Source organism: Phocaeicola coprocola DSM 17136, from assembly GCF_000154845.1.
GTDB lineage: Bacteria > Bacteroidota > Bacteroidia > Bacteroidales > Bacteroidaceae > Phocaeicola > Phocaeicola coprocola.
On record NZ_DS981460.1, the window covers coordinates 1,539 to 21,387 of the forward strand.

17 protein-coding genes, 1 tRNA gene and 1 pseudogene are annotated in these 19,849 nt (G+C 40.5%); 12 read left to right on the forward strand and 7 right to left on the reverse strand.

Annotated features, from left to right (window positions below; genetic code table 11):
* The 3 genes and pseudogenes from BACCOP_RS19625 to BACCOP_RS20395 form a co-directional block, all read right to left on the reverse strand.
* Positions 1-504 (reverse strand): annotated as a pseudogene (locus BACCOP_RS19625) (IS4 family transposase); the annotation flags it as partial.
* A 111-nt stretch (positions 505-615) separates the two neighbouring features.
* The gene (locus BACCOP_RS05750) at positions 616-1,746 is read right to left on the reverse strand and encodes an ISAs1 family transposase (RefSeq protein WP_007567171.1); all 1,131 of its coding nucleotides are present in this window, start codon (positions 1,744-1,746) and stop codon (positions 616-618) included.
* 42 nt (positions 1,747-1,788) lie between these two features.
* Entirely contained in the window at positions 1,789-2,091 is a 303-nt protein-coding gene (locus tag BACCOP_RS20395; protein WP_007567172.1) for a hypothetical protein, read from the reverse strand.
* Between the two features lie 149 nt (positions 2,092-2,240).
* Here BACCOP_RS20395 and BACCOP_RS05760 point away from each other — a divergent pair, with 149 nt between their 5' ends.
* Positions 2,241-2,798: a hypothetical protein gene (locus BACCOP_RS05760; protein ID WP_007567173.1), complete on the forward strand. Its 558-nt coding sequence runs from the start codon at positions 2,241-2,243 to the stop codon at positions 2,796-2,798.
* A gap of 16 nt (positions 2,799-2,814) precedes the next feature.
* On the opposite strand, the gene BACCOP_RS05765 is transcribed toward BACCOP_RS05760, so the two are convergent.
* Positions 2,815-4,086, reverse strand: coding sequence for a DUF2851 family protein (locus BACCOP_RS05765; RefSeq protein WP_007567174.1), 1,272 nt, complete (start codon positions 4,084-4,086; stop codon positions 2,815-2,817).
* A gap of 82 nt (positions 4,087-4,168) precedes the next feature.
* Between BACCOP_RS05765 and dapB the strand changes: the two genes are divergently transcribed.
* The 7 genes from dapB to BACCOP_RS05800 all read left to right on the forward strand — a co-directional run bounded on the left by dapB (position 4,169) and on the right by BACCOP_RS05800 (position 10,640).
* Positions 4,169-4,924 carry a 4-hydroxy-tetrahydrodipicolinate reductase gene (gene dapB / locus BACCOP_RS05770; RefSeq protein WP_007567175.1) on the forward strand — a complete coding sequence of 252 codons (756 nt, stop codon included), beginning with the start codon at positions 4,169-4,171 and terminating at the stop codon, positions 4,922-4,924.
* 3 nt (positions 4,925-4,927) lie between these two features.
* Positions 4,928-6,352 (forward strand): S26 family signal peptidase, encoded by a 1,425-nt coding sequence (locus tag BACCOP_RS05775; RefSeq protein WP_007567176.1) that lies wholly within the window; start codon positions 4,928-4,930, stop codon positions 6,350-6,352.
* A gap of 12 nt (positions 6,353-6,364) precedes the next feature.
* A complete protein-coding gene (gene lepB, locus BACCOP_RS05780; RefSeq protein WP_085960419.1) occupies positions 6,365-7,276 on the forward strand; it encodes a signal peptidase I in 912 nt (303 codons plus the stop codon).
* A 2-nt stretch (positions 7,277-7,278) separates the two neighbouring features.
* Complete coding sequence (locus BACCOP_RS05785; protein ID WP_007567178.1) at positions 7,279-7,923, forward strand: WbqC family protein; 645 nt, start codon at positions 7,279-7,281, stop codon at positions 7,921-7,923.
* Between the two features lie 10 nt (positions 7,924-7,933).
* On the forward strand, positions 7,934-8,611 hold the full coding sequence (locus BACCOP_RS05790; protein ID WP_007567180.1) for a rhomboid family intramembrane serine protease: 678 nt from the start codon (positions 7,934-7,936) through the stop codon (positions 8,609-8,611).
* Positions 8,583-9,479, forward strand: a complete 897-nt coding sequence (locus tag BACCOP_RS05795; protein ID WP_007567181.1) for a rhomboid family protein — start codon at positions 8,583-8,585, stop codon at positions 9,477-9,479. Before BACCOP_RS05790 ends, BACCOP_RS05795 begins: the two co-directional genes overlap by 29 nt.
* 78 nt (positions 9,480-9,557) lie before the next feature.
* Positions 9,558-10,640, forward strand: coding sequence for an endonuclease/exonuclease/phosphatase family protein (locus BACCOP_RS05800; RefSeq protein ID WP_007567183.1), 1,083 nt, complete (start codon positions 9,558-9,560; stop codon positions 10,638-10,640).
* Between the two features lie 327 nt (positions 10,641-10,967).
* On the opposite strand, the gene BACCOP_RS21380 is transcribed toward BACCOP_RS05800, so the two are convergent.
* Positions 10,968-11,486, reverse strand: a complete 519-nt coding sequence (locus BACCOP_RS21380) for a hypothetical protein (protein WP_007567185.1) — start codon at positions 11,484-11,486, stop codon at positions 10,968-10,970.
* 161 nt (positions 11,487-11,647) lie between these two features.
* Between BACCOP_RS21380 and secDF the strand changes: the two genes are divergently transcribed.
* On the forward strand, positions 11,648-14,632 hold the full coding sequence (secDF, locus tag BACCOP_RS05805) for a protein translocase subunit SecDF (protein ID WP_007567188.1): 2,985 nt from the start codon (positions 11,648-11,650) through the stop codon (positions 14,630-14,632).
* 274 nt (positions 14,633-14,906) lie between these two features.
* Here the strand turns inward: secDF and BACCOP_RS21000 are convergent, their stop codons facing one another.
* Positions 14,907-15,389, reverse strand: coding sequence for a hypothetical protein (locus BACCOP_RS21000; protein ID WP_085960420.1), 483 nt, complete (start codon positions 15,387-15,389; stop codon positions 14,907-14,909).
* A gap of 113 nt (positions 15,390-15,502) precedes the next feature.
* Between BACCOP_RS21000 and BACCOP_RS05815 the strand changes: the two genes are divergently transcribed.
* Positions 15,503-16,642, forward strand: coding sequence for an OmpA family protein (locus BACCOP_RS05815; protein ID WP_007567191.1), 1,140 nt, complete (start codon positions 15,503-15,505; stop codon positions 16,640-16,642).
* A gap of 65 nt (positions 16,643-16,707) precedes the next feature.
* Here the strand turns inward: BACCOP_RS05815 and BACCOP_RS05820 are convergent.
* Positions 16,708-16,779, reverse strand: a tRNA-Arg gene (locus BACCOP_RS05820).
* Positions 16,780-16,944: 165 nt separating this feature from the next.
* On the opposite strand from BACCOP_RS05820, the gene BACCOP_RS05825 reads away from it, so the two are divergent.
* Both BACCOP_RS05825 and BACCOP_RS05830 read left to right on the forward strand, forming a co-directional pair.
* Positions 16,945-18,798 carry a 2-oxoacid:acceptor oxidoreductase subunit alpha gene (locus BACCOP_RS05825; protein ID WP_007567193.1) on the forward strand — a complete coding sequence of 618 codons (1,854 nt, stop codon included), beginning with the start codon at positions 16,945-16,947 and terminating at the stop codon, positions 18,796-18,798.
* Positions 18,799-18,801: 3 nt separating this feature from the next.
* Positions 18,802-19,812 carry a 2-oxoacid:ferredoxin oxidoreductase subunit beta gene (locus tag BACCOP_RS05830; protein WP_007567195.1) on the forward strand — a complete coding sequence of 337 codons (1,011 nt, stop codon included), beginning with the start codon at positions 18,802-18,804 and terminating at the stop codon, positions 19,810-19,812.
* Positions 19,813-19,849: the final 37 nt, after the last annotated feature.

Sequence of the window (19,849 nt, forward strand, 5' to 3'; positions counted from 1 at the left end):
GAATTCCCACAAGTCAAGAATAGACTGAGATATACCGTCAGTAAAGCATAGGAACATTGCTTTGAAGCCCAGTATAGGCTTCATTTGAGTATGAGAGAAGACTTTACCGATCTTCTCTGTCTTGAATCCGGTCTTAGGAAGATCTGTATCATCGATAATGACGCATTTGACATCAGATTTTGCTGTTGTCTTGCGGCTCACACGAGAATACAGCTGTCTGAAAACCGAGTAGATTATACATCGCCAATTGACGTTGCCGTCATTCATGAAACGATAGAACATATCCTTATCGCATGTAAACAACTTGCAGAGTGCAGAGGACGAATAATTGGCAGCATTTTTCACCGAGAAGAACGGGAAGAGCACGAGCAACTGCAACACCTGAAGACAGGTGAACTTGCAGTTCGGATTCTTGACTGAACCGATGACTTTGCTCTGTATCCTAATGCTGTTCATTATGGTTGATATGCTGTTTATTGCCTTGCTGGCACACGGCTCTTTCATTTAAGCTTAGATAAAGGCACATAATTCCCCCACCCACTTCTTATGGGAAGTAGGGATTTTGTTATGATTGATACCCAAAACGTTACGAATCCTCTGAAATTACAAATTATCTCATTTTTGATCCAGCATATGTATCATTGCGGTAAAGTCCAAAGAAAGTTCTCTAATAAGTTCGGCCGTTCCCTTAGCCTTGTCGGAGAGCTTTTTCCTTTTACCTTTCCATATAGAAAGTATTGCCAGTACTATCCTCTGTATCGTGTCAAGGTTTCTGGCGGACCTTGCACTATTCCGCCTGATGAAGTCCTGCCTCAGGTTGCGGTCAAGGTCCCAGTGCATGCTTTCTATTGCCCAATGCATTCTGGCTATTGTACTCAGCCGCCTGGCACTTCCGTGAAAACTGGAGACATAGAACCTCCTCTCGGAAGATTTCTGACCATCAGATTTTCTCTCCGTTGCAGTCCGTATTTCGACAACCGTCAGATTTCCATTCCACTTTTTCCTGTCCGTAATCAGGTCATTTCCACGAAAGATACGGCATACTCTGGTCTCTATTCTGCCATGTTCAAGAAAAGGGCCTTCCGAATATACATCCACAGGCTCTGCAAGTTTGACATTGTCCTCAACCCCATATCGCAGAGTTCTCTGGTTTGCCTTCAGCTCGATAAGGAAATCACCGCCTTTTTCCCGGATTTTATCTATGATGGCTTTCTGGAAGGACATGGCGTCTGCCGTAACTATGCATCCTGACACATCCACCTTGTCCAACAGTTTGGGTACGGAAGTTATCTCGTTGCTTTTTTCTTCACACATGTCCGTGGCAAGGGTGAAACCTCCTTCAAGGGAATAGGCGGATACGATGTCGGGGGTGCGTCCGTTTTCAAGTACCGTCCCTCTCATTGCCTTGCCGTCAATACAGAGGATGTCTCCGGCACAACCGACAAGCTCATCATGGAAGGTGGAGGTAAATTCAGACATCCGCTCAGACATGGCTTCATCATCAATATGTTTGAATATACGGCAGAGCGTAGGTTCAGAAGGCACACCGTCCAACAAAATTCCTAAAGAGCGGAAGCGTTTCAGATTACGCTCGCCGAATCTGATTATATCCGGTCTTGTCATACACTTGCCCAGCCGTCCGAGTATTACAAGGAGAAGAATATCTTCCAGCTTGTATTTGTAGTTTCCCTTGTCTGTCCTGCGGTAATCCGGCACTGATTTCACAAATTCTTTCAGATGTTTCATTATGCTGCCACGACGGCAGAATGCATGTTTCTTTTTTATATATTAGATATGCAAAATGTTGCATATCAGCAAAATAAATCTTATTTTCGCATAGCGAAAATTAAGGCGGAAATCAAAAAACGACCTCTGTCGCATTTGATTTCCGCCTACAAAAATAATTTTATATGAACGATAAAAAGAAACACCGGAAGCGGTGCTTCCTGCATCGCTGTGCGCAAAAATAATGGTTTTTCGGAGAATAACAAGGATTATAGAGGTTGTTTTAAATGAAAGAGCCGTGTTGCTGGCATCATTGTTTGCAAAAAACTCTTGGAGTTCACCGATAATATGTCTATTTTTGTTCATGGCTAAAGGGTTCTATGTTTTTTGTTTGACGACTTTAATATAGTGATAATTAACGAATTATCAAACACTTTAGCCTTTTTTATTACATCATTTTAGCACTTGCGAAACTTAAATTAATTATAATACCTTCTTATTAATCTAATTAGCTTATGAAAAAGTTTATTTTAAGTTCAGTGGTCCTGTTATTATTTATTTTGATAAGTGGTTGTGATAAAAATGATAAAAATGTTGAGTTTAGCGTTTACGAATTTTATTTCGAGCTGGTAGATGAAAATGGAAATCCATTTATTGATAACATGGATGACATGGAGACACTTGCTGATAAAATGGAACTCAAATGGCTGAATCCTGAAACTTCAAAATATGTAGAGTGTGATTATTTTGACTTAAAGTGGGGCTACATGGAAGATGGGCATTATTATTTTAGTGTGAATAGTACTGATGTTATTGGTGATGGAGATGATCGTACTGCTTCATTTTCTTTTGATTTAGTATGTGAAGATATATTTTCAGAACCGGTGAATATAAAGACCGAATGGATAACTTCTTTACCAACCTATAAGCTATATTATCCGTTGGATAAAATTTATGTGAATGATGTAAAAGCAGAAGTTACTAATATCGATAGAGGAACTATTACTGTTCCTTCTGTTCAAACTATTTATATTCCTTCTATTCAGATAAAAGTAGATACAGTTAAAAATTAGTTACTACTTCGAAATATTATATTTCTTTTTTCTTGAAATACTCATATCCGATGCGGCAGTACAAGCATTTCTTCAGGTCACAGTAATTCTTTTTGAGCTGGATAAGTGCCTGACTGTCGCCTGCATGTGATGCTTCTAGTCCACACTCTTTCCACATACGGATGATGTAATTGTTTTCTGGCTTCAGTTCCTCTAGCAGTTTGGTCGCACGCAGGCATAAGGCGTCGTTCGACTTGTGCTTGCCGTAGGCATAAAGAAATGGTATTACCGTATTGATGATAAGTAAATCGGTTGAGCTTTGGCTGATGGTTTTGGGATGAGAAGGAGAAGGTATACCAAAAGTGTAGTGTGTCAGCCAGTATTCCGATGTTCCACCTTTCAGGAGATTCCGTAATTCGTTCACCGATTCTGCTTCCATCAGTTGTGAGAATAAGCCCTGTGAACGATGGTACAGGCAGGCAAGCTGTGCGATGCGGATATGTGGAAAATTACCTGGACGCAGGCGGAGAAAACGCCAGCGGCAATCAGAAGAAGGTTGTAGTCCGAACTTCTGTTTCAGGTAATTGTATTCTTTTATCATGTTTTCCGTATATGCATCAACAGGCAACTCTTGCAGAAGTCCTGCTTGTCCGAAGAAAAAGGCCTCTATCTGAAACAGATTGTCACGATGTTTGTTGACAGCAGCAAGCGGTACACTCTTCGCCCATAGCTCGAAAGTATCACTGTTTACACCAAATCCGAAATTACGTGCCAGCGTAATGAAAAACGCGTACTCCCAGTCTTGGTTGTATTCATGCAAGTACTTCTCTATTTGCTGCGTTTTATTTTCGAAACGCTCTACCTGAAGCGTAGACAGCCAGCTGTGTAGCAGGAAAGACGGCAGTTGGGGAATGATTCGGAAACAGGCCGGATAGCGGTCGGCGCGGATTAATTCTTCATAATTTTCCAATAGATAAGGTGGGTAGTGTAACTCCATCTGTGGAATAATCTCTCCGTTGCTTCGTGTGGGAACAGCATCTATATCCGAAGCCACATGCAGAATAACCGAATCGTATGTCGGGTCGAGATGATGATTATGGCGGAACCAGTCGGAAGCCTGCTGGTGTATTTCGATGTTTCCTACCCATGTTACATCGTTTATCTTGATTTTTGCATTGAAAAAATCCGGACCGGCATGCATGTTTGCCAGACCGGGATCGATAATTTCAATCGGTTGTCCGTCGGTTGTCTGCAAAGGTTTCAGTGTGAAAAGTTTGTGTTTCCACACGTAGTGCAAGAGTTCTTCCATGTTAATGAGGTGTAAATGTTCGCTAAATGTAATGATTAATAACGAAAAACGTTATCTTTGTGCCTAAAATAATTTGAGATTTATGAAGATAGCATTAATAGGATATGGTAAAATGGGTAAGGAAATCGAAAAGATTGCAGTTGCCCGCGGACATGAAATTGTAAGTATTATTGATGTAGACAATCGTCAGGACTTTGCATCGGAAGCGTTCCGTTCAGCAGACGTTGCGATTGAGTTTACGGCTCCTTCTGTAGCTTATGGCAACTGTCTGGAAGCTTTCAAAAACGGAGTTAAGGTAGTTTCCGGCAGTACAGGTTGGATGGGCGAGCATGGAGAAGAAATGCGTCGTCTGTGTGCAGAAGAGGGAAAAACTCTTTTCTGGTCGTCCAATTTTAGTTTGGGGGTAGCAATTTTCTCTGCTGTCAATAAATATTTGGCAAAGATTATGAACAACTTTCCCAATTATGACGTGTCAATGGTAGAAACACACCATATCCATAAGTTGGATGCTCCAAGTGGAACAGCAATTACACTTGCTGAAGGTATCTTGGAGAACCTGGACAGAAAGAACAAATGGGTTATGGGTACACTTACAGCTCCGGATGGAACTGTAACCGGTACTACAGCGTGCGCATCGGATGAAATGCCTGTAAGTGCAATCCGTGAAGGAGAAGTGCCCGGAATTCATACTATCCGTTATGAATCGGAAGCTGATTCTATCATTATTACGCACGATGCAAAGAACCGCAAAGGATTTGCATTGGGTGCAGTACTGGCAGCCGAGTACACAGCAACTCACGAAGGATTTTTAGGAATGAACGATTTATTTCAGTTTTAAGATATGATACAGGCATCACGTAAGCAGTGGATAAAGTTTAGTATAGTATTAGTTCTGTACCTGATTTTCCTGATCTGGTTGCAGAGCTGGCTGGGAGTGGTTGTTGTTCCTTTTATCTTTGATGCTTATATCTCAAAGAAAATTCCATGGACATGGTGGAAAAAGTCGAAAAATAAAACGGTTCTGGCAGTAATGAGCTGGGTAGATGCAATTGTATTTGCGCTGGTGGCAGTGTATTTTGTCAATCTGTATTTCTTCCAGAATTACGTTATACCATCTTCTTCACTCGAAAAGTCGTTGCTGGTAGGCGATTATCTGTTTGTCAGCAAGATGAGTTATGGAGCACGTATTCCACAGACTCCGCTTCATATGCCTCTTACTCAGCATACACTTCCGGTATTCAACTGTAAGTCGTATCTTGACTGGGTACATTGGGATTACAAGCGTGTTGGAGGTTTGGGTAAGGTAGAACTGAATGACATTGTGGTTTTCAACTTTCCGGCCGGTGACAGTGTAGCTACAGCCGTTCCTGCTGAAGATTTGTATCGGTTGAGTTATCAGGCAGGACAGCAGCTTTCGCAGCCGGTAGATATGTCGCGCCTTACTTTGGAACAGCAGCGTCAGGTGTACGATTTCTATTATCAGGCAGGACGCAAATATATTGATGAAAATCCGCAGATGTACGGTAAGATTATTACCCGTCCGGTCGACCGTCGTGAAAACTATGTAAAGCGTTGTGTCGGACTTCCCGGTCAGACATTAGAGATAAAGAACCGTATTATTTATCTGGACGGAAAAGCGAATAAGGAACCGGATAATGTACAGTATCGTTATTTTGTCAAGACTAAGGGAATGCTTCCTGATGATTTGTGTCATGAACTGGGTATTAGTCAGGAGGATTTGATGATGTATTACACCGAAGAATCGGTTTATAACATGCCGTTGACAGAGAAGGCTAAAGCAGCTTTGCTGGCTCGGAAGGATCTGGTTGTGTCTATAGAAAATACTCCAGATGATGATGCCGGCGGATTGTATCCTGTAAATAAACTGACTGGCTGGACTGTAGACAATTATGGTCCGGTATGGATTCCGAAAAAAGGTGCTACAATCGATTTGACACTGGACAACCTGCCGATTTATGAACGTCCTATCAAGAATTATGAAGGAAATTCTCTGGAGGTGAAGGACGGAAAAATCTATATAAACGGACAGGAAACGACGAAGTATACCTTTAAGATGGATTATTACTGGATGATGGGTGATAACCGTCATAACTCTGCCGATTCACGTTTCTGGGGCTTTGTGCCTGAAGATCATATCGTTGGTAAGCCTATCTTTATCTGGTTGTCACTCGATCAGGATAGAGGTTGGTTCGACGGAAAAGTCCGTTGGAATCGCTTGTTTAAGTTTGTCGATTCGATAAAATGATACTGCATCATATTGAGTAATGACTGGAAAATAGGACTGAAGCTATCGGCATTTGTCATTATTGCTGTATGGCTGGTTAGGACTTTTCTTGTTACATCATGTTTTATTCCTTCGTCGGGAATGGAAAATACACTTTATCAGGGCGAAGGGGTGCTGGTGAATAAGTGGAGTTATGGTCTGCGTATGCCTTTTCCTTCATTCTTAGGTTATCACCGTATCGGAAACTGTGATGTAGGGAAAGGGGATATTGTAATTTTCAATGATCCGGGGGCTGCTCAGCGAAATAAACGGCTTGAGTGGCGCAGTGTCTTTATAAGCCGTTGTATTGCTACTCCCGGAGATACACTGATGTTGAATCGAGAGTTGATAAATACCGGAGATGAGATTTTAAGTCCGGACAGTAAGGCTTTGTATGTATATCCTGCATCGAAAGAAGATCTGATGAAGATTATATTGGATGCAGTAGGGCTGAAAGAAAATTCACTGGTAGGATATACCGAAGATGGAGGGTATATCCGTAGCTTTAGTCATTATGAATTTTATTTGGTTTCACAAAAAGCAGGACAGCGAATCGATTTTGTTCCGCTAAACAACAGACTTTCGCAAGAGATACATCCTTATGTTGTTCCTCGCAAAGGGGAAGCTGTAAAAGTATATCCGTGGAATGTAGTATTGTTATGTAATACAATTGTTTCGCATGAGCAGAAGCAGGCTGAAGTGCGGGGCGATACGTTGTGGGTAGAAGGAAAACCTGCCACTTCGTTTACATTCAGTAAAGACTATTATTGGATGGCTTCGAATGATCCTGTAAACTTGTACGATTCACGGCTGTTTGGTTTTGTTCCGGAAGATCATATTATTGGTAAAGCATGGTTTATCTGGTTTCCTTCCTGTAAAGAACGTTTTTTTCAACGTGTGCAATAAGAATGAAGAAAGAAGTTATACTTAGTTCGGCGTATCTTGCGCCAGTAGAATATTATACGAAGTTGTTTGCGTATGATACTATACATATAGAGCAGTTTGACCACTATATGAAGCAAACTTATCGTAATCGTTGCACGATAGCTTCGGCAGATGGAAGTTTGTCGTTGACTATCCCGACAGAAAAAAGTGATGATTTAAAATGCCTGATGAAGGATGTGCGTATTTCTGATCATGGCAACTGGCGGCATGTGCATTGGAACGCTTTTGTTGCAGCTTATAAGCAAAGTCCTTTTTTCGATTACTATGCTGATGAGTTTCATCAGTTTTATGAACATAGATATGAATTCTTGTTCGATTTTAATATGGAATTGTGTAACTGGATATGTGAACAGATCGATTTACATCCTTCCTTTGTAATGACAAAGGATTATGTTGCCAATGTAGAGGATATGGATGATTTTCGTGAATTGATACATCCTAAAAAAGCATATGTGCAGTGTGATTCGGATTTTCTGCCTAAACCTTATTATCAGGTATTTGACCAGAAAAACAATTTTTTGCCTAATCTCAGTATTATAGATTTGTTATTTAATATGGGACCTGAAAGTTTATTGGTTCTACGTGATAGTATTGTAAAACATGAATAATAGATAGCTTATGAACAACCTACCTACAGTAACTAAAAATCTATTGATTATTAATGTGTTGTGCTTTTTTGGCACAATAGTGGCACGACGCTACGGCATAGATGTGGAAAACTTGTTGGGATTACATTTTTTCCTGGTCTCTGATTTTAATCCTGCGCAGCTTATTACCTATATGTTTATGCATGCCAACTTCCAGCATATATTTTTTAACATGTTTGCCGTGTGGATGTTTGGCCGGGTGCTTGAACAAGTTTGGGGTCCTAAGCGTTTTTTATTTTACTACATCTTATGTGGAATAGGAGCCGGACTAATACAGGAGGCTGTACAGTATACAGAGTATTTGGTTAGTTGGTCGCACTACGATGGAGTAGATACAGGTATGGGAGTTATACCTATGGCTGAGTTTTTGAATCGTCTGAATACGGTTGGAGCTTCAGGTGCTGTATATGCTATTTTGTTAGCTTTCGGTATGCTGTTTCCTAACAGTCAGATGTTTATCTTTCCTTTGCCGATGCCGATTAAAGCGAAATATTTTGTAATCGGATATGCTGTGTTGGAGCTTGTTCTTGGTATTGCAGGAGGTGACGGAGTAGCTCATTTCGCACATTTGGGAGGAATGCTTTTTGGTTTTATTTTGATTATATATTGGAGAAAGAAGAATGGCGGCGGACAACAGTTTTATTACTAACCTAAAAGAAAATTTCAGGAGAGGGGATATTGTAACTCGGCTGCTATATATAAATATAGGAGTTTTCCTGGTTGTCACACTGGTAAACATTGTACTGACTTTGTTTAATCAGCCTGCTGGCTTTTGGACGAACTATTTGGAATTTCCCGCTTGGTGGGAGCGTTTTATCCGACAGCCTTGGTCGTTGTTTACCTATATGTTTATGCATGCTGGCATACTGCATATATTGTTCAATATGTTATGGCTGTACTGGTTCGGGCGTTTGTTCTTGCAATTTTTTTCGGCAAAACATTTGCGTGGCTTATATGTATTAGGCGGAATTGTGGGAGGATTGATGTATATGCTTGCATATAATTTGTTTCCCTATTTTGCTGGTGCGGTATATTCTTCTTATTTGTTAGGAGCTTCGGCTTCAGTGCTTGCTATTGTAATTGCAGTTGGTGTACGTGAGCCAAACTATCCTATTCAGTTGATGTTTGTCGGTACTGTAAAGCTAAAGCAGGTAGCTATATTCATGTTGTTGCTGGATTTGTTGTTTATGACTTCAGGAAATGCAGGTGGACATATTGCTCATCTGGGAGGGGCTTTAGCCGGTTGGTGGTTTGCCGCAGGGTTACAGAAGGGTCATGATGCAACAAAATGGATAAATAATATACTCGACTTTTTATCTGGAAGCTGGAAGCCTGTTTCCAGAAAGCCTAAAATGAAAGTGCATTACAGTGACAAGCAGAAAGACTATGATTTTAATGCCAGAAAAAAAGAACGAACAGAGGAAATAGATAGAATATTAGATAAGTTGCGTAAGTCTGGTTACGGTAGTTTGACTGATGCTGAAAAAAAGAGCTTGTTTGATGCAAGTAAAAAGTAAATAAAGCTCGTTTGGGCTTCTGCCAATGGAAGAAAAATATATCCGAATGCAATATTGATAATATAAAATAATATAGATATGAGGAAAATTGGATGTTTGGTTCGGTGGGTATTGTTTACCTTAAATATATTAGTTGCCATTGGCTTTTTGATAAGTGCTTACAGTCCGTATATATCTCCGGTCAGTCATCCGTTGTGGGCGTGTGCTGGGCTGTTTTTCCCTTTTCTGTTTCTTGCTAATCTCCTATTTATATTTGTGTGGGTTTGTATCAAATGGCGGTATGCTTTTTTTTCGTTGCTGGTTCTTGTTGCCGGCTGGAGCAGTATTTGGAACTATTGTCCGCTGGGATCAGAAGAGAAACCGGAAGGAGGAGAGGTAATTAAGTTGCTTACTTATAACACGCAGGATATTGCGTTAACGAAAGAGTATGATAAACAGGAAGGTAATCCTGTTCTCAATTACTTGCGGGACAGTGATGCTGATATTATTTGCTTGCAAGAGTTTAATCCTAGTGCAAAGGTAAAACAAAAGGAAATAGATCGTGCTTTGGCATGTTATCCTTACCATGTACGTGTAAAGGGAGAGGGGCCGGGCAGACTTGCTTGTTATTCACGCTATCCAATTCTTTCGGCAGAAACAATAGATTATAAGACTGAATCCAATGCCAGTATTCTTTATCGGTTGAAATTTGGAAATGATACTCTTGTGTTAATCAATAATCATTTGGAGTCGAATAAGCTTGATGCACATGATAAGACTGTATATAATGATATATTGAAATCTCCAAGGGAAAAGAATATAAAAAATGGGGGAAAGCATTTGTTTCATAAAATAGCAAAGGTTGTGGCTGTACGTGCCCCTCAGGCGGACTCTGTTGCACAGGCTATTGCTGTGAATCGTACTCGCTATATGCTTGTTTGCGGTGATTTTAATGATTCTCCTATCTCGTATGCTCATCGAGTAGTCGGACAGGGTTTGAATGATGTTTATAGAAAGGCGGGTAGAGGGCCTGGTTTTACTTATTATGAGAATCGTTTTTATTTCCGCATAGACCATATTTTTGCCAGCGATGCTTTTCGTATACTGGAATGTAAAATTGATCGTTCCATAAACACTTCTGATCATTATCCGGTTTGGTGCTTGCTTGAAAAAACGAAATAAATTTTTATTGATGCTTGCCAGACCAAATTTTGGCGAAATACTTTTTATAGATTGATCTTTGTTTTATAATAATTCGCAACGAAAACAGGCTAACTTCTTTTCTGAAGTTGGCCTGTTTTTATTTGTATGCTCGGCATGAGTATTAGCTAACGGGTGCAAGTCCCCAATGAGCCCTAATAGCGGGAATCATACAGCCAAAAGCAAGGGTGTCCATCGCGAGTTGGAATCTGAAAGAAGCTGGCGGCAAACATCTGGTCTGACGAACAGAAACTTCATATAAGGCATATGACCGTGGGTAAGGTTGCGAAACAAACTAAAGCCCTATAGCTATTCGGGACGGTTAGTGTAAATGGAGCAGACATAAGATTGAAAGTTAATACCCTTATCCGAGGAGGTCTCACGGACATATGGTGAGGATGAATGATTCGAAGTACCATGATGGAGTAAAGCTTGCCGTGAGAAGTCAGCAGAGGTCGTAGTACCCAAGGCATGTATGCCTATAGGGAAGGACCAAACTTTATTTAAACGGCATAACTGAAAACTACCGTTTGTTGGAACGAATGCATAAAACCAAAACAGAAGTATTGGGCTACCTTTAAAGAGATAGGACGGAATCCGAAGGGTATAAAGGAGCGCAGACCTACAAATGGATGGTTGAAGAAGATGTCGTGGAAGTGTCTTTCGAAGAATACGAAAGGCATCCATAGTAAAGAACCGCCGTATGCCGAACGGCACGTACGGTGGTGTGAGAGGTCGGAAAACGAAAGTAGGAAGAAAACTACTTCGTTTTCCTCCTACTCGTTTAGTTATGCAGTACAGCTGTTTTCTAACGATTTGATCTGTCAAATTATAATACTGATATGAAATGCTTCTTTGAAAAAGGGAAATTTATAGCTTAAAACTTAAATATTTAGAAACCTTTCCCTTTATAAATGAAAAAAAAACTATATTTGCAACCTTGAATAAACGTATATTAATTAAAAAGTAAATATATAAATTAAAGTAACATGCAAAACAAAGGATTCGTAAAGGTTTTTGCGATATTGCTGACCCTTGTATGTGTGTTCTATCTTTCGTTCTCTTTTGTAACCCGCTATCATATGAAAAAGGCGGCAGAAGATCCGAAAGGGGAAACTCACTACCTTGATTCAGTACAGAATGAAAAGGTTTGGTTGGGCAGTTATACGCTGAAACAATGTCGTGAGATGGAAATCGGACTGGGACTTGACCTGAAAGGTGGTATGAACGTTATTCTGGAAGTTTCTGTACCGGATGTTGTAAAAGCTTTGGCTGATAACAAAACAGATGAGGCATTTAATAAAGCCGTTGCTGAAGCTGCAAAACAACAGGTTACCAGTCAGGATGATTTTATCACAATTTTTATTCGTGAATACAAGAAACTGGCTCCGGAAGGAAAGCTGGCAGAGTTATTCGCTACTCAACAGTTAAAGGATAAAGTAACTACACGCAGTACTGATGCTGAGGTTGAAGCTGTATTACGCGAAGAAGTGAAAGCTGCGGTAGACAATTCTTATAATGTATTGCGTACTCGTATCGACCGCTTTGGTGTGGCTCAGCCTAATATCCAGACATTGGAAGGTAAGATGGGACGTATCATGGTAGAATTGCCTGGTATTAAGGAACCAGAACGTGTTAGAAAATTGTTGCAGGGTTCTGCTAATCTGGAATTCTGGGAAACTTTTGAAGCAAAAGAAATCGTTCCGGTATTAGCTTCTGCTGATAGTCGTGCTCGTGATTTGCTTGCAGGAACAGTTACTGATTCTGTACAAACAGATACTGTTGCTACTGCTCAGCCTGCAATCTCTGCTAAAGACAGTTTAGCTGCTGCATTGAAAGGTGAAACTGCTTCTAATACTTCTGGTGCAAATATTGAACAAATGAAGAAGGAACATCCGTTGCTTTCTGTTCTTCAGTTGAACCAGAGTGGCGTAGGAGCTATTGTTGCTTATGCTGACCGTAACGATACAGCTGAAGTTAATCGTATCTTAAGTATGCCTGAAATACAGAAGCAGTTACCTCGTGATCTGAAATTGATGTGGGGTGTTGCTGCTGCTGACTTCGATAAGAGTGGTCGTATTTTCGAATTGTATGCAATTAAATCTACAGAGCGTAATGGCCGTGCTCCTTTGGAAGGTGATGTCGTAACTGATGCAAGAGATTCTTACGACCAGTATAATAAACCGTGCGTGAGCATGTCTATGAATACAGAAGGTGCTCGTCGCTGGGCTGCTTTGACTAAACAAAATGTTGGCAGATCAATCGCTATTGCATTGGATGGTTATGTATATAGTGCTCCACGTGTTAATGGTGAAATTCCTGGAGGACAGTCAGAAATCTCTGGTAGCTTTACTCCGGAACAGACAAAAGACTTGGCTAACGTGCTGAAGTCTGGTAAAATGCCGGCACCTGCACGTATTGTACAGGAAGATATCGTAGGACCGTCTTTGGGACAGGAATCTATTAACCAAGGAATTATTTCATTCGTAGTTGCACTGGTTGTCTTGATGATTTATATGTGTGCTATGTATGGATTTATTCCGGGTATGATTGCAAACTGTGCATTGTTTGTTAACTTCTTCTTTACATTAGGTATTCTATCTTCTTTCCAGGCTGCCTTGACAATGTCTGGAATTGCCGGTATGGTGCTTTCACTTGGTATGGCGGTGGATGCTAACGTATTGATTTATGAACGTACAAAAGAAGAGTTGAAGGCTGGTAAGGGAACTAAACAAGCTTTGTCGGAAGGTTATGCTAATGCATTCTCAGCAATCTTCGACTCAAACCTGACTTCTATTATTACTGGTATTATCTTGTTTAACTTTGGTACTGGTCCTATCCGTGGATTTGCCACTACATTGATTATCGGTATTCTTTGCTCATTCTTTACAGCTGTATTCTTGACTCGTCTGGTTTACGAACATTATATGGGTAAAGATAAGTGGTTGAACTTGACCTTTACTACTGGTATTTCGAAGAACCTGATGCAGAATGTGCATTACAACTTTATGGGTGTTACCAAACGTTCTTTCATAATTTGGGGAGCTGTAATTGTTGTTTGTATCATTTCATTCTTTGCTCGCGGTTTGTCACAAAGTATTGACTTTACCGGTGGACGTAACTTCGTTGTTCAGTTCGAACAGGTTGTACAACCGGAAACTGTACGTAGCTTGTTGCAGCCAAAGGTGGGTGATGCTAATGTTCAGGCTATTGCATTGGGTACAGATGGTAAGACTATCCGTGTTACAACAAACTACCGTATAGAAGAAGATTCTCCAACTATCGATGCTGAAATTGAGGAATTCTTGTATGATGCATTGAAAGAGGGTAATTTGCTTGGTGAAGGAACTACACTTGAAATATTTATCGACCGTGATAACCGTACTGGTGGTTCAATCATCAGTTCACAGAAAGTTGGTCCAAGTATCGCTGATGATATCAAAACATCTGCTGTTTGGTCAGTTGTGTTGGCTCTGATTGCAATTGGTCTGTATATTTTAGTTCGTTTCCGCAATATTGCCTATAGTGTAGGTGCTACTGTTGCATTGGCTGTTGATACACTGTTGATTATTGGTATGTATTCTATTTGGTATGGTATACTGCCTTTCTCATTGGAAATCGACCAGACATTCATCGGTGCTATTTTGACCGCAATCGGTTACTCAATCAACGATAAGGTGGTAATTTTCGACCGTGTACGTGAATTCTTCCACTTGTATCCGAAACGTGATCGTGCTAAACTGTTTAACGACTCACTGAACACTACATTGTGCCGTACTATTAATACCTCATTAAGTACTTTAATCGTATTGTTGAGTATTTTGATTTTAGGTGGTGATAGTATTCGTAGCTTTGCCTTTGCAATGATTCTGGGTGTTGTTATCGGTACTTTGTCATCATTGTTCGTGGCAGCTCCAGTTGCATATCTGACAATGGGACATAAGATGAAAGATACAGAAAAAGCAGAAGCTTAATAAATTTATTAAAATTATAGATTGAGGTAAAAGCCTCTACCATAGCACTTATGGTAGAGGCTTTTCTTTTTGTATGCTCGGCATGAGTATTAGCTAACGGGTGCAAGTCCCCAATGAGCCCTAATAGCGGGAATCATACAGCCAAAAGCAAGGGTGTCCATCGCGAGTTGGAATCTGAAAGAAGCTGGCGGCAAACATCTGGTCTGACGAACAGAAACTTCATATAAGGCATATGACCGTGGGTAAGGTTGCGAAACAAACTAAAGCCCTATAGCTATTCGGGACGGTTAGTGTAAATGGAGCAGACATAAGATTGAAAGTTAATACCCTTATCCGAGGAGGTCTCACGGACATATGGTGAGGATGAATGATTCGAAGTACCATGATGGAGTAAAGCTTGCCGTGAGAAGTCAGCAGAGGTCGTAGTACCCAAGGCATGTATGCCTATAGGGAAGGACCAAACTTTATTTAAACGGCATAACTGAAAACTACCGTTTGTTGGAACGAATGCATAAAACCAAAACAGAAGTATTGGGCTACCTTTAAAGAGATAGGACGGAATGCGAAGGGTATAAAGGAGCGCAGACCTACAAATGGATGGTTGAAGAAGATGTCGTGGAAGTGTCTTTCGAAGAATACGAAAGGCATCCATAGTAAAGAACCGCCGTATGCCGAACGGCACGTACGGTGGTGTGAGAGGTCGGAAAACGAAAGTAGGAAGAAAACTACTTCGTTTTCCTCCTACTCGTTTGCCTATGATTTTTTATTGCTGATTATTGAGTTTGAAGAACAAAGTAGGCATAGATTTGTTTTATCTATGTACTGTAAGATTAACAGACTGACTAAACAACTAACCAAACTATTCAAAGTATGAAAAAAAGATTTTTTTTCGCAATGGCGCTTGTAGCTGTTGCAATGGTGGGTAATGCACAAGATGCATACGTAGGTAATAAATTCTTTGATAATTGGTACATGGGTATCAAAGGTGGAGGCATTACCCCAACAACACATTCTGCATTCTGGAAAAATATGCGTGGAACAGCTGGTATTGAGCTTGGGAAACAAATTACTCCGGTGTTGGGAGTTTCTTTTGAAGGACTGACAACTGTCAACACGAGCGAAAGCCGTACAGCGTTTGATGCACTTAATTTGGGAGCCTTGGGTAAAATCAACTTAAATAACTTATTTGGTGGCTATTTGGGTAAGCCCAGATTGTTTGAAGTTGAGGCGATTGCCGGCATTGGCTGGGGACATGATTTTGTAAATTCAGGTCTGGGCTATGACAAATCATATATGGTAAGCCGTTTTGGAACAAGTTTTAACTTCAATTTAGGAGAGGCGAAAGCTTGGACTATAAATGTACGTCCTGCTATTGTATATCAGATGTCAGGAAACAGATCGCAGATTTTAAATGTTAATAAATCAGCTATAGAACTTTTGGCGGGTGTGACCTATCATTTTGCAAGTAGTAATGGAAAGCATTACCAAACAATTCAGACTCCATACAACCAGGCTGAAGTTGATTTGCTGAATGATGCAATTAACACATTGCGTGCAGAATCGGCTGCAAAAACAGAAGGACTTGAAGCTTTGCAATATGAAAATGATCAGTTGAAAGAAAAACTGAATGAGTGTATGAATGCACCGAAAGAGGTTGAAACTATTGTTCAGAATACTCACTCTAAGTCTTTAGAGTCGGTTATTACTTTCGGACAAGGAAAGGCTACTGTAAGTGCTGATCAGTTGCCAAATGTAGAACGTATTGCTACATACATGAAGAATAATCCTTCTAGTACAGTTGTTATTAAAGGATATGCTTCTCCTGAAGGTAGTGCAGAGATTAATGCACGTATTGCTAAGCAACGTGCAGAGGCTGTGAAGACTATCTTGATTAATAAATACAAAATAAGCGCAAGCCGTATTACGGCAGAAGGTCAAGGAGTAGGAGAAATGTTCTCAGAACCAGACTGGAACCGCGTAAGTATTGCAACACTGAACGAAGCAGAATAAAACTCTAGTTTGTTTTTCGGAAAAAGGAGCTATGTCAGAATTTAGACATGGCTCCTTTCTTTTTGTACCCTCGTCGGGAATCGAACCCGAATCAAAAGTTTAGGAAACTTCTATTCTATCCGTTGAACTACAAGGGCAAGTTGATTGCAAAAATACTTCTTTTTCGGAATATCCCAATAATTTTGTTTAAAAAACTTGAGAGCTTCCTTTACAAATGAAATAACTACCTTTTTTATTTTGATTTTTAAAGGAAGTTCGCCAATTTTGCGATTAATGAATTTGTAAACTTTAAATGACATATTATGGCAGAAGAAATGATAATCAAGGAGCTGGATGATGTAGTTGTTCGCTTCTCTGGTGATTCAGGCGACGGTATGCAGCTGGCGGGAAATATGTTTTCCAATATATCAGCTGCCGAGGGAAATGATATCAGTACATTTCCAGATTATCCGGCCGATATCCGGGCTCCGCAAGGTACATTAACAGGTGTTTCTGGATTTCAGGTACATATAGGTTCTGGGAAAGTATATACTCCAGGAGATAAATGCGATGTGTTGGTTGCAATGAATCCTGCAGCATTGAAAACTCAGTATAAATTTTGTAAGCCTCAATCGGTTATTATAATTGATACAGACTCGTTTACAAAGCGTGACCTGGAAAAAGCTCAGTTTGTATTGGAAAATCCTTTTTCAGAGCTTGGTATTAAGAATGAGGTAGTGGAAGCTGCCATTACGACAATGTGTAAAGAAAGCCTGAAGGATAGTGGGTTGGACAATAAGTCTATTATGCGTACCAAAAACATGTTCGCATTAGGTTTAGTGTGCTGGCTTTTCCATCGTGATGTAAAGGTAGGTGAAAAGTTACTTCGTGAGAAATTTGCGAGAAAGCCGGAGATTGCAGAAGCTAATGTGAAGGTTTTATACGATGGTTATCATTTTGGAGAAAACACGCATGCTTCAGTTGCGATGAGCTATCTGGTTCCTAGTAAAGCTCAAAAAGAAAAAGGACGTTACATGGATATTAATGGCAATAAAGCTACGGCTTACGGGCTTATTGCTGCTGCAGAAAAGGCTGGATTGCAGCTTTACCTGGGATCATATCCTATTACTCCTGCGACAGATATCTTACATGAATTGGCAAAACATAAATCATTGGGAGTAAAAACGGTTCAGTGTGAAGATGAAATAGCAGGATGTGCTTCGGCTGTTGGTGCTGCTTTTGCCGGAGCTTTGGCTGTAACAACCACCTCCGGACCTGGAGTTTGTCTGAAGAGTGAAGCTATGAATCTGGCTGTAATTACTGAATTACCTTTAGTAATCGTTGATGTACAGCGTGGAGGACCTTCTACCGGACTACCTACTAAATCAGAACAGACGGATTTATTACAGGCTTTGTATGGAAGAAATGGTGAAAGCCCGATGCCTGTTATTGCTGCATCCTCACCTACAGATTGTTTTGATGCAGCCTATATGGCATGTAAAATAGCATTGGAACATATGACTCCTGTTGTTTTGTTGACTGATGCATATATTGCAAACGGTTCGGCAGCATGGCGTTTGCCTGACTTAGCTGAATATCCTGATATTCGTCCTCCTTATGTAACACCTGACATGGCTGGGGCCTGGACACCTTTCCAGCGTAATCCACAGACAGGCGTACGTTATTGGGCTACTCCAGGTATGGAAGGATTTATGCACCGTATCGGAGGATTGGAAAAAAGTAATGAAACGGGAGCTATCTCAACAGATCCGGAAAATCATAACCTGATGACGCGTCTGCGTGCTGAGAAAGTGGCTAAGATTGCTGATTCTATACCTGATTTGAAGGTAGAAGGAAATCAGGATGTAGATTTACTGATTGTAGGTTTTGGTGGAACATACGGTCATTTGCATTCGGCTATGGATGAGCTGAACAGACGTGGAAAGAAAGCTGCTTTAGCTCATTTTAAGTTCATCAATCCGTTGCCTAAGAATACAGAAGAAGTTCTTCGTCGATATAAAAAGATCGTTGTTGCAGAGCAGAATATGGGACAGCTGGCAGGTTATCTGAGAATGAAGATAGAAGGTATTCATTTGCATCAGTTTAATCAGGTAAAGGGACAACCTTTTGTTGTACAAGAACTGGTTGAAGCATTTACTAAATTAATGGAGGAATAGACAATGAGCGAAACAAAATATACAGCAGCAGATTATAAGGCAGGACAACCGCGCTGGTGTCCCGGATGCGGTGATCACGCATTTTTGAATTCCTTTCATAAGGCACTTGCAGAATTAGGAGTTTCTCCCCATGAAATTGCAGTTATTTCTGGTATTGGATGTTCGTCTCGTCTGCCTTATTATATGAATACATATGGTATGCATACGATTCATGGACGTGCGGCAACTATTGCCACAGGTGCTAAAGTCGCTAATCCAAATCTTACTATCTGGCAGATTTCAGGAGATGGTGACGGACTGGCTATTGGAGGTAATCATTTTATTCATGCTATCCGTCGTAATGTAGATATTAATATTATATTACTGAATAATCGTATTTATGGACTTACCAAGGGGCAGTATTCTCCTACATCAGCTCGAGGTTTTGTCAGTAAGTCGTCACCATACGGTACAGTAGAAGATCCGTTCCGTCCAGCAGAATTATGCTTTGGCGCGCGTGGACGCTTTTTTGCCCGTTGTGTCGCTGTAGATGGAGGTCCGTCAGTAGAAGTATTGAAAGTAGCAGCTCGTCATAAGGGAACATCGGTAGTGGAGGTTCTTCAAAACTGTGTGATATTTAATGATGGTACTCATGATGCTGTCGCTAAAAAAGAAGATCGTGAACGCAATGCCATTTATCTGGAACACGGTAAACCTATGCTTTTCGGTCCGAATAAAGAGTTTGGATTAATGCAGGAAGGTTTCGGATTGAAAGTCGTTAAACTGGGTGAAAATGGAATTACGGAAAAAGATATTCTAGTACATGATGCTCATTGTGAAGATCATACACTTCAGTTGAAACTGGCTTTGATGGAAGGGCCTGATTTCCCGATTGCATTGGGAGTTATTCGTGATGTAGAAGCGCCTACATATGATGAATCTGTCGAAGCACAAATAGAAGAAGTTTCTGCGAAAAAGAAATATCATAATTTTGCTGAATTGCTTGCAACCAATGATACTTGGGAAATAAAATAAAGCGGAAGAAAAAAATAAGGAGTCAATATTATGGGGC

What these genes read in the sequence shown, in the direction of transcription:
- BACCOP_RS05750 (WP_007567171.1), bottom strand. Translation starts at nt 1,746, where the DNA reads ATGAAACATCTGAAAGAATTTGTGAAATCAGTGCCGGATTACCGCAGG.
- BACCOP_RS20395 (WP_007567172.1), bottom strand. Translation starts at nt 2,091, where the DNA reads ATGAACAAAAATAGACATATTATCGGTGAACTCCAAGAGTTTTTTGCA.
- BACCOP_RS05760 (WP_007567173.1), top strand. Translation starts at nt 2,241, where the DNA reads ATGAAAAAGTTTATTTTAAGTTCAGTGGTCCTGTTATTATTTATTTTG.
- BACCOP_RS05765 (WP_007567174.1), bottom strand. Translation starts at nt 4,086, where the DNA reads ATGGAAGAACTCTTGCACTACGTGTGGAAACACAAACTTTTCACACTG.
- dapB (WP_007567175.1), top strand. Translation starts at nt 4,169, where the DNA reads ATGAAGATAGCATTAATAGGATATGGTAAAATGGGTAAGGAAATCGAA.
- BACCOP_RS05775 (WP_007567176.1), top strand. Translation starts at nt 4,928, where the DNA reads ATGATACAGGCATCACGTAAGCAGTGGATAAAGTTTAGTATAGTATTA.
- BACCOP_RS05785 (WP_007567178.1), top strand. Translation starts at nt 7,279, where the DNA reads ATGAAGAAAGAAGTTATACTTAGTTCGGCGTATCTTGCGCCAGTAGAA.
- BACCOP_RS05790 (WP_007567180.1), top strand. Translation starts at nt 7,934, where the DNA reads ATGAACAACCTACCTACAGTAACTAAAAATCTATTGATTATTAATGTG.
- BACCOP_RS05795 (WP_007567181.1), top strand. Translation starts at nt 8,583, where the DNA reads ATGGCGGCGGACAACAGTTTTATTACTAACCTAAAAGAAAATTTCAGG.
- BACCOP_RS05800 (WP_007567183.1), top strand. Translation starts at nt 9,558, where the DNA reads ATGAGGAAAATTGGATGTTTGGTTCGGTGGGTATTGTTTACCTTAAAT.
- secDF (WP_007567188.1), top strand. Translation starts at nt 11,648, where the DNA reads ATGCAAAACAAAGGATTCGTAAAGGTTTTTGCGATATTGCTGACCCTT.
- BACCOP_RS05815 (WP_007567191.1), top strand. Translation starts at nt 15,503, where the DNA reads ATGAAAAAAAGATTTTTTTTCGCAATGGCGCTTGTAGCTGTTGCAATG.
- BACCOP_RS05825 (WP_007567193.1), top strand. Translation starts at nt 16,945, where the DNA reads ATGGCAGAAGAAATGATAATCAAGGAGCTGGATGATGTAGTTGTTCGC.
- BACCOP_RS05830 (WP_007567195.1), top strand. Translation starts at nt 18,802, where the DNA reads ATGAGCGAAACAAAATATACAGCAGCAGATTATAAGGCAGGACAACCG.